Annotated in this window: 7 protein-coding genes; 4 read left to right on the top strand and 3 right to left on the bottom strand. The window is 35.8% G+C overall.

What is annotated here, in order from left to right; genetic code table 11:
- Positions 1 to 159 precede the first annotated feature (159 nt).
- From H1P_RS27865 to H1P_RS27850, 4 genes are all read left to right on the top strand, one after another.
- Positions 160 to 777, top strand: a complete 618-nt coding sequence (locus tag H1P_RS27865; RefSeq protein ID WP_144873882.1) for a helix-turn-helix domain-containing protein — start codon at positions 160 to 162, stop codon at positions 775 to 777.
- A gap of 4 nt (positions 778 to 781) precedes the next feature.
- Entirely contained in the window at positions 782 to 3,505 is a 2,724-nt protein-coding gene (locus H1P_RS27860; protein WP_144873880.1) for a peptidase domain-containing ABC transporter, read from the top strand.
- 64 nt (positions 3,506 to 3,569) lie between these two features.
- Positions 3,570 to 5,588 carry a response regulator gene (locus H1P_RS27855; RefSeq protein ID WP_144873878.1) on the top strand — a complete coding sequence of 673 codons (2,019 nt, stop codon included), beginning with the start codon at positions 3,570 to 3,572 and terminating at the stop codon, positions 5,586 to 5,588.
- Positions 5,589 to 5,661: 73 nt separating this feature from the next.
- Complete coding sequence (locus tag H1P_RS27850) at positions 5,662 to 6,441, top strand: peptidylprolyl isomerase (RefSeq protein ID WP_144873876.1); 780 nt, start codon at positions 5,662 to 5,664, stop codon at positions 6,439 to 6,441.
- 83 nt (positions 6,442 to 6,524) lie between these two features.
- Here the strand turns inward: H1P_RS27850 and H1P_RS27845 are convergent, their stop codons facing one another.
- The 3 genes from H1P_RS27845 to H1P_RS27835 form a co-directional block, all read right to left on the bottom strand.
- Positions 6,525 to 7,649 carry a T3SS effector HopA1 family protein gene (locus H1P_RS27845; RefSeq protein ID WP_144873874.1) on the bottom strand — a complete coding sequence of 375 codons (1,125 nt, stop codon included), beginning with the start codon at positions 7,647 to 7,649 and terminating at the stop codon, positions 6,525 to 6,527.
- 72 nt (positions 7,650 to 7,721) lie between these two features.
- Entirely contained in the window at positions 7,722 to 8,834 is a 1,113-nt protein-coding gene (locus tag H1P_RS27840) for a hypothetical protein (RefSeq protein WP_144873872.1), read from the bottom strand.
- A gap of 173 nt (positions 8,835 to 9,007) precedes the next feature.
- Positions 9,008 to 9,241 carry a hypothetical protein gene (locus H1P_RS27835; RefSeq protein WP_144873870.1) on the bottom strand — a complete coding sequence of 78 codons (234 nt, stop codon included), beginning with the start codon at positions 9,239 to 9,241 and terminating at the stop codon, positions 9,008 to 9,010.
- Positions 9,242 to 9,261: the final 20 nt, after the last annotated feature.

Genomic DNA, 9,261 nt, shown 5'->3' with positions numbered 1-9,261 from the left:
TGGCTACTCTTTTTTTTGGGCAACAGAACCGAGTTTTCTCCCATATTGCAAACAATTAAATTTTTAATTTTTGTAACAAATTGCGTAAGAGTCTATTAGAGGACTGAAATTTTACATAGGCAAAAAATCATACTTTTAAATTATTGATTTAGTCAGGCTATGTCACAAAAGGACTTCTTAGACAATAAATATCAAGAAAGCAAAACTGTAGGAAAATATCTGACACCTTTTCAGCGCGAGTTGCTGCAAAAAAGTTGGCAACAAGACCTATCAGACAAACAACGTCAACGAATACAAATAATGCTGTTGGCAGATGAAGGTAAAACTCAAGCTCAAATATGTCAAGAATTAGGATGCTGTCAGGCTACAGCCAGGCACTGGATTACTATGGCACGCATCAACCAAGCACATCACTGGAAATCTAATCCCATTGGTCGCCCTGTGACAGTAAACGAGGAATATCTACAGCGTTTAAAAGAGTTAGTAACTAAAAAACCTCAAGAGGTTAATGTCCCCAATAAAGAATATAAATATCCCTTTAAGCGTTGGACTGCTCAAAAACTTAGCCAGCATCTCAATATAGAATTTGGGATCGAGATAACCCCTCAACATCTGAACCGACTATTAAAAGAAATGGGGTTATCTACTCGACAAAAACCCCCCTTAGAAGAGGAAATAAATCTCTCTAGTAAAGGCATTCAAATTAGCAATTTAGAAAGTTTTTCTCTTGTTGATGCTTCAGAAATCTGGAACTTTAATCCCATAAAAATTAACTGAAATCATGGTTCAAAATAGCTCTAAAATTTCTCGACAACAGATTAATGATGTTTTGGGACATATTTTTTCGGCATCAGAATTTGCTAGCTGTCTTCAACAAATAAAAACAATCAAACCCCAAGTTGGTAAGTTTTGGCAGACTAAGGGGGCTGAAGCAGGAATTTATGTTGTTGTTACGGGAAAAGTACGGCTGATTAATACTACTGGAGAGTTAATTACTAACCTTAAAGCAGGAGAATCATTTGGAGAGACAACCTTTTTCTCCGATAAAGCTTTTGAGCCATATTCGGCAAGAGCTTCTCGTAATTTAGAATTATGTTATCTACCACCTGAATTGTTACTAACATTAGTTCGGCGACACCCTCAAATACAAAAACATCTTTATCAAAAGGCTCGAAAGTTTAATTCTCTTTTAACTAATTCGGAGCGGACTAATCGGGCTGTGGCTCAGATTGTTCCTCAAGCTCAAGTAGTGAAAGTTTTAAGTAATACGGAGCAAAAAAAAGTAAAAAGGGTCAATAAAGCTTATTTTCCCAATCCTAGTTTGAAAATCAGTCATTTTTGGCAAAGAGTTATTCGCCGTTATCCCTTCTACAGTCAACAAAGTGCATCAGATTGTGGTGCAGCTTGTTTGGTCATGATTGGTCGTTATTGGGGTAAAAAATTTAGTGTTAGTCGCCTACGAGACATTGCCAATGTCGATCGCAATGGTGCATCTTTAAAAGGATTAGTCGCAGCAGCCGAAAGTATTGGTTTTACTACTCGCCCAGTTAAAGCCAGCTTGAATAAACTTGCCGAACAAAGTCTACCAGCGATCGCTCATTGGCAAGGAAAACACTATATTGTTGTCTATCAGATAATAAAAGATCGGGTTATTGTCTGCGATCCAGCTATCGGACAACGTAGCCTCTCCCATGACGAATTTCAGGAGGGTTGGACTAACTATACATTGTTGTTGCAACCCACAGCATTACTCAAAGATGCTTCTGAAGCCAGTATTCCTTTCTGGCAATTTTTTGAATTGGTGAAACCCCACGGAATAGTTTTACTGGAAGTATTTATCGCCTCGATCTTAATTCAAGTTTTTGGCTTAATTACTCCTCTGTTTACCCAATTGATTTTAGACAGAGTAGTAGTACAGCAAAGTAATCTAACTTTAACTGCGGTGGGGTTGGGATTGCTGATTTTTGGCTGGTTTCGAGTTGCGATGACTGGGTTACGACAGTATCTACTAGACCATACCGCTAACCGAGTCGATTTAGCTCTCATTATCGGCTTTATCAACCATACTTTGCGATTACCTCTGAGCTTTTTTGAGTCTCGTTATGTGGGTGATATCATTTCTCGCGTTCAAGAAAACAGCAAAATTCAAAGATTTTTGACAGGGGAAGCTTTATCAATCGTCCTCGATTTATTGACAGTGTTCATTTATGTCGGACTAATGTTCTGGTATAGCTGGAAAATGGCACTGTTGACTTTAGTAATTGTGCCACCATTCGTCATTTTGGCATTAGTTGCCACACCATTTTTAAAAAGGATATCCCGCGAGATTTTTGCTGCCCATGCTGAAGAAACAGGATATTTAATTCAATCTTTGACAGGGATTCGCACTATTAAATCGATGGCGGTGGAACAGTCTGTACAGTGGAATTGGGAAGACTTGTTTGGTAAGGCGATTCAAAAGAACTTTTCGGGACAAGTAATTAGTAACAGATTACAGATATTTAGTTCCACTATTGAAACTACTGTCCGCACTGCTTTGCTTTGGTTTGGTGCTTGGTTAGTCATTAGAAACGAACTAACTATCGGACAATTAGTAGCGTTTAATATGCTGCTGAGTAATGTAATTAGTCCTTTTCAACGTTTGATCGTCTTGTGGAATGAATTACAAGAAGTCATTATTGCCATAGAAAGAATTAACGATGTTATCGATACCGATTTAGAAGAAGATTTACAAGATTCTTCCCGCTCCTCTCTGCCACCAATTCAAGGTCAAATTCGGTTCGAGAATCTTACCTTCCGCTATCATCCCGAAAGCGATCGCAATACTTTAGAAAATCTCTCTTTTACAGTGCAGCCAGGACAAACAGTGGCACTGGTAGGGCGCAGTGGTTCGGGCAAAACAACTATTTCTAAACTACTTTTAGGGCTTTATCCCCCCACAGAAGGAAATATCTACATCGATGGCTACGATTTAGCTAATATTTCTAAGCGATCGCTCAGGGAACAGGTGGGAGTAGTGGATCAAGATACTTTTCTCTTTGGTGGCACAATTCGCGAAAACATCAGTGTTTCTCAACCCCATGCAGACTTAGAAATGATTATTGCTGCTGCTCAACAGGCGGGCGCACACGAATTTATCAAAGACTTTCCCCTGGCTTATGAAACTCAAATTGGGGAAGGGGGAGGAATGCTTTCGGGGGGACAAAGACAGCGACTAGCGATCGCTCGCGCTTTACTCGGTAATCCACCTCTACTGATTCTCGATGAAGCTACCAGTAGTCTTGATGCGGAGTCCGAAAGAATTATCCAAAATAATCTCAATCAGATTCTTCACAACCGTACCACTTTGGTAATTGCTCATCGTCTTTCCACTGTCCGTAATGCGGATTTAATTCTGGTATTGGATAGAGGAATTGTAGTGGAAAGTGGCACTCACAAAGAATTGATGGCAAAACGCGGTCACTATTTTTATCTCAATCAGCAACAACTAGCTGTTGTTAGTTAATTGACGAGCGAATGATGACGAATATATTTGAGGCAATTTTAGATTTAAGGAAATAACAAATAACATGGTTGAAGGAAAAATTACAGCTAAACCAAGTAAGATACCTATCTTGCCTGTTAGAAGTCATGATGTTGAGCTAAATATCAGAATTGTGCTGGTAGATGACAATAACTCCATCAGAGAAACACTACAAAATTATTTAGCATCCCAGCCAGATTTTGCCATAGTGGGGAGTGTCGATAATGCTCAGACTGCGATCGAGCAAATAGAATCGTTGAATCCCGATATTGTCTTGATGGATATTGAAATGCCAGAGATGGACGGATTACAAGCTACCAGAGCGATCTCACAACGGTTTAATCAAACTAAAGTAATTGTTCTCAGCAGTCATGACGAAGAACAGTACATAAATCGAGTTCTCAATGTAGGGGCAAAGGGTTATTTACTCAAAACTACTCCACTAGAAGAACTAGCTAACAGTATTAGATTTGTCCATAAAGGATATTTCCAGTTTTCTCCAGGGCTATTAGAGAAACTGAATTCCCCAAAAGCGATCTCGCCAAAGGCGAGGCGCGTTGCGATCGCTATTAGACCTCAATCATCCACTCCAAGTAGCTCGGAAATTGTCTTGGCAAGTCCCAGTCAAATCCAACCCCATGATTGGTCATCCCAAACCAAAGAACTTATAGACACCTTACCCAGAGTTTGGACGCGAGGATTGTTGTATTTTCTGGCAATTTTTACAGCGATCGCTCTTCCTTGGGCAATGCTCTCAAAAGTCGATGAAACGGGTACGGCTAGAGGCAGATTAGAACCCAGTGGCAAGACTTTTATTTTAGATGCTCCTGTAGCTGGTACTGTAGCCGAAATTAATGTTCGAGAAGGTGATGTTGTAGAAGCAGGACAAAGCTTATTAGAACTGGAATCTGACCTAGTTGAGGCTGAGCTTCAGCAGTTACAAACCCAATTAGCAGGGCAACAACATCGAATTAATCAGTTAGATCTACTCAAAAAACAGCTATTGCTAACAGTTAACACTCAAGAACAAGAAATTCAGGCACAAAAACTCGAAAAACAAGCTCAGGTAGCACAAGCAAGACAACAACTCCAGTTTTATCAAACATCATACAATTCACAACAAGAGGAAAAATTAGCTCAAGTCAATCAGGCAAAACAAGATGTTGCTTATAGTCAAACTGCTCTAAACTCTGCTCAAGCCAGTTTAGCAAAAGCTCAAAAAGAAATTGAACGTTATCGTCAAGCTTGGCAGCAAGGAATTATTTCTGAAGTTCAAGTAGTGGAACAAGAAGATATCATTGCTGAAAGACAACAGGCTTACGATCGCTCTCAGTCAGAATTACAACAAGCTAAACTTCGCCTAACAGAGCAGCAAAATAGTTATGCCAAAGTGATTCGCCAAGCTGAATCTGATATCGAACAAGCACAACTGCAACTACAAGAACAAGAAAAAAGTTATCAAACTTTGGCTCATACAGGCAAGTTAGCTGTATTGAGAAGTAAAGAACAACTGAAAAACACTGAAGCCGAAATTGCCACAATAACCACAGAAATTAACCAAAGTAAAAGTCAGATTGCCTCGGCTCAGTATCAATTAAAACAGCGAGTCCTTAAAGCACCAGTTAAAGGTACAGTTTTCAATTTACCAATTCAAAAATCAGGAAAGGTAGTTCAGTCAGGAGATGCGATCGCTGAAATTGCTCCCGAAGGTTCATCTTTAATGGTTAGAGCAGAAATGGCAACGGCAGAAAGCGGTTCTTTAACCCCAGGAATGCCCGTCAAACTCAAGTTTGATGCCTATCCATTCCAGGATTATGGAATCGTCACAGGGAAATTAAGTACCATTTCTCCAACTTCCCAAATAACCGATACAGAACAAGGTCAAGTAGCCACCTACAACCTGGACATCACAATCGATCGCGACTGTTTACCTACAGCTAATAAATGTATGGCTTTGCGCCCTGGAGATACGGTGACAGCAGAAGTCATAGTGCGTCAACGTCGGGTAATCGACTTTATTCTCGATCCCTTTAAAAAGTTACAAAAGGGAGGTTTGCAACTGTAAGCAATAATCTTTCAGATCGTTAATTTTCAGACTAATCAGACCATTCACCAATTATTTAATCAAGGAAAATATCATGTCACAAGCTTCCATAAATTCCAGCAAAACTATCACTATTACAGAGCGAGATATCCTACATCAAATCAAATTATCCTGTAAGATTCCTGAAATAGTAGAACAAATTATTACTCGTAAAGTTATCGCCGAAGTAGTGGAAAAGGCAGACATTAAAGTAACTACTGAAGAATTACAAAAAGCTGCCAACCAAATGAGAGCAATGATTAAACTCCAAGATGCTCAAGCTACTTGGGCATGGTTAGAAAAACATGGCCTTTCTCTGGATGATTTTGAAGAAATTGTCCAGATTACTCTACTCTCACAAAAACTAACTACTCATCTGTTCGCCGATAAAGTTGAACCTTATTTTTATGAACATCAATTAGATTATGCTGGTGCAGTTATCTATGAGATTGTTTTAGACGATGAAGATGAAGCGATCGAACTTTTTTATGAAATTCAAGAAGGTGAAATTAGTTTCTTTGAAGCTGCACAGAAATATATTCCCGATATGGAATTACGTCGTAAAGGGGGCTATCAAGGTGAAGTAGATCGCAGTGAGATGTTACCAGAAGTTTCAGCTAAGGTTTTTACGGCTAATGCTCCTACTATACTTAAACCCATTATTACTTCTAAAGGAGTACATTTAATTTTGGTAGAAGAGATTATTAAACCAGAATTAAATAACAAGTTGCGTCAGAAAATTATGTTGGATTTATTTTCTAAATGGCTTAAGCAACAAGTTGAGAAAATTCAAGTTGTTAGCCATATTGAAGCGAATAGTAAAGTAGTAAAGTAGCTTAAATTATTCATAGGTAAGGTGGGATAATACTCCACTTTGCTTATAATTTTGAGGATTTTGTCTATGTTTGAGCTTATCTTTTAAGATAATAATTCAGGACTTACGCACAGACACCTGTCTAAGTTTAGTGGAGTATAAATATCTTCAAACTCAGAATTCAGATAAGCACAATTTAAATCAACTCCTTTACTCTCAAAGTGTTTAATAATATATTTCATACGATCTTTAGGCGATTCATCATTATTTTGATAAGCTTCAAGTAACGCATCAGCAATAAACTCACAGTAGTTTACTTCAGAATCTATAGTATGTTTAAATCTTATTCTAGGGTGAGGACGTTCAGTTAACCCAATACCTGGTGCAAGTAATTTATTGAAAATGGGAATTTCAGGATTAAAATAATGTTTGTTTTCTTTATAAGTTGTTTGTAGAATGGGAGAAATAGCTTTTTTGTACAAACTAGAATCGTATTCATAAGAAAAAACTTGAAGTATTCCAGATGTATACATTCCATAATTTAAGGGGTTATATAATACTTTAAAACGAAACATTACTTTGAGTTTATTCAATTCAGTTGTTAAAGAATTCATAGCAGAAATTGCTGCTTCAGAATTAAAATTAAAGTGAATAAGTATGGTATAAAAATATTTTTTTGTGGGTGGGAAGCCACCCAGATTGTCCCCAATTGCTATATAGTATGATTGGTCGATAAAACTAGATGGAAGTTTAATTGCGACTGGACTGCCAATAGAAGCTGCTTGGAAAGCAGTAGGTAGATGATTTTTTCTCTTAAGTTGTAAAAAACCGTTATCAAATTCAGCTATTAAAGTACCATCTATTTCTTTTTTTACAATGTGAAATGATGGATGTAGCCAAAAACTTCCCTGATTATTTTTATCTAATTTTTCATAAAATTCCCAATCTATTTGCTCGGCATCTATATTTTTGAGAATTGCTTCATTAGTCTGGATGCGATGATTAGATTTATTTATATATAATCCTTTAAAATATATTTGGTGTAATAGTTTGAATAGGTGAAAATTTAAATAATTTAATTGCTGTGTTAAAGGTATTTTTTTTATCTGTATTTTATTGAAATTGGAGTGCAAGTTAACTGATAGTTTTGCATGACTAATTTGAAGATTATCGCGATCAATTTTAATATTATAAACTATATCTTGTAAAGCTTCAGTTGTATTAAACATAGCTATCTTGATTGTGATTGATATATACAATTAAATATTTGGTCAAAGAAAGATCGAACAAAAATTATGATTTCAAATTGATAGAAATTTTTCAGGTTTACACAGTAATTGTGAAGCCATATAAAAATAGATATTTTTCTGCTTTAAGGCTTTATCTGGCTTAAATTTAAAATCTGTTAATAGTTGCTCAATTAAACCCAAACCAGCAAACTTGATAACTCGAATCAAGAAGTCGGGATAATCTTTTAATATTTGATGATTGTTTTCAACATAAGCTTGGATTAGAGTAGTGATAGAAGAGTTGATAACTTTAAATGGTATGTGTGCTAGTTTAATAGATTGTTTGATGTCAATAGTCGAATCGATAAGCATATTATCAAACCAAAGTATAAAATAATTGCTAATAATTTTTCCTAAATCATTGGCGGGATCTCCCCAACTAAATGCATTCCAGTTAGTAATTTTCAAGCAATTTTGATTTAAGTCATTGTTTTCTGAATTTTTTTGACTTTCTTGATACTTTTCTGAAATAAAAATATTTTCAAATCCCAAATTATTGTGTGTTAAACAATAGTAAGGATTTTCTAATTCTAATTCTTTGATTATTTTACTTATAGTGTCGGACTTATGTAAAATTCCGAGAAATCTCCAAGTATGAACTGGCACTTTTTTGAGGCTTTCAGGTTGAAGATAATTTGTCATATACTCAGAATAAGGAATCCCATCATTAATTTTGTTTTGAGTAAAATAATTTATTTTAGTTAGTGAGTCTAAATATCTTTGAGATTCCTTAGTTTCAGAATGTAATTTAGCCAAAACTTTTCCTACTAAAAATACAAGTTTATTACAAATCATTGTATCTTTGCTATAGTGTTTTCTCAAACTAATATAGTTGTCAGTTAGTTTATATATTAATACTGATTTTTGACGATCAAAATGTATTACTTGGGGAATTAAAGATGAAGTATGAGGTAAAAAGTTAGTAGATTCTAAAAAATCATAAATACACCATTCACGCTTGCTTTGATTATTGTCATTAACTTTTTCTGAATCAGTTATTTGCTTAACAAATATTTTACTTTTTGTTTTTAAATAGTCTATCACCCAATGAAATTTATGACTAAGATTAGAGTCAACTTTGATATACTCTAAGTCATCTTTTTTAAATACAGTAGTATCTATCAAATAGTCGTATAAGTTTTGATGATTCAGGTTATTATTCATGAGAAATTTTGTTTTTTCTAGTCCTAAAGTCTTATTTAGATAGGAGATAGTTAAATAGTTACTGTAAAATTCCGATCTAATAGATCGGAATTTTACATATTACATTATTCATGTAATATGTCATGAAATTGTTATTAGCTACTTAATTTTTTAAAACCTGGATCTATAGCAGCAACAGTTCGACAATAATCGCTAACCGTACTCCATTCATCAGCGTCTACAAATCTACACGCACCACTAAACGTACTCCAATCTCCACCTTGGATGAGACCCATGTCATCATTACTTAAGTCATTCATGAAATTTTCGGAATCAGTAAATAAATCATTCCCGTCGAAGTTGATGTCACTAATTTTAATGTCAGCCATTTTATTTTACTCCAAAAAAA

This window comes from Hyella patelloides LEGE 07179 (assembly GCF_900659865.1).
Classification (GTDB): Bacteria; Cyanobacteriota; Cyanobacteriia; order Cyanobacteriales; family Xenococcaceae; genus Hyella; species Hyella patelloides.
Note: the sequence above shows the minus strand (reverse complement) of the source record. Positions and strands in the feature narration are given on the sequence as shown.